Origin of the sequence: Halorubrum sp. Atlit-26R, from assembly GCF_003666015.1 — an archaeon.
Classification (GTDB): domain Archaea; phylum Halobacteriota; class Halobacteria; order Halobacteriales; family Haloferacaceae; genus Halorubrum.
This window is the reverse complement of the sequence record NZ_QPLT01000419.1, coordinates 1-501: the sequence shown is the minus strand read 5'-3', so window position 1 is coordinate 501 and position 501 is coordinate 1. Positions and strand designations below refer to the sequence as shown.

Here is a 501-nt window from a genome sequence, read left to right as displayed (position 1 = left end):
CCTCGAAACGAAGGTAGCAATCGAGGCTGGTGATGCTGTACTCGTTCCACCAGTCGACATCGGTGAAGGAGTCACTATCGAAGCGAGCGTCGTCGGACCGAACGTCAGTATCGACGACGGCGCGTCTGTTCGCCAGAGCATCCTACGCGAATCTATCCGCGGACAGTCCGCGACCCTCGAAAACGTTAATCTCGTAGATAGCATCGTTGGGAACAGTGCCTCGGTTCAGGGCGAAGCGAACCACCTGAATGTCGGAGACAGCAGTACAATTCACCTATGACGCGGCAGCACGCCATCGTCACCGGAGGAGCTGGCTTTATAGGGAGCCATCTCGTTGATTCTCTGCTCACTGAGGGATATCGGGTCACCTCACTCGACAATTTCGGAAGCGGACGACCAAAGAATCTCGAACACATCGATGACGACTCTTTCGAGAGTGTTCACCACGACGTCCGTCGTCCCTTTCCTGACTACGATTCTGTCGACCAAATCTACCACTTA

The 501-nt window shown here is 54.5% G+C and carries 1 protein-coding gene and 1 pseudogene; both read left to right on the top strand.

From position 1 onward, the window contains the following. Positions 1 to 280, top strand: a pseudogene (locus DVK07_RS21260) (dTDP-glucose pyrophosphorylase); the annotation flags it as partial. Then, positions 277 to 501 (top strand): NAD-dependent epimerase/dehydratase family protein (locus tag DVK07_RS21255; RefSeq protein ID WP_121598617.1); only part of this gene is annotated, 225 nt, incomplete at its 3' end. The pseudogene DVK07_RS21260 and the gene DVK07_RS21255, both read left to right, overlap by 4 nt.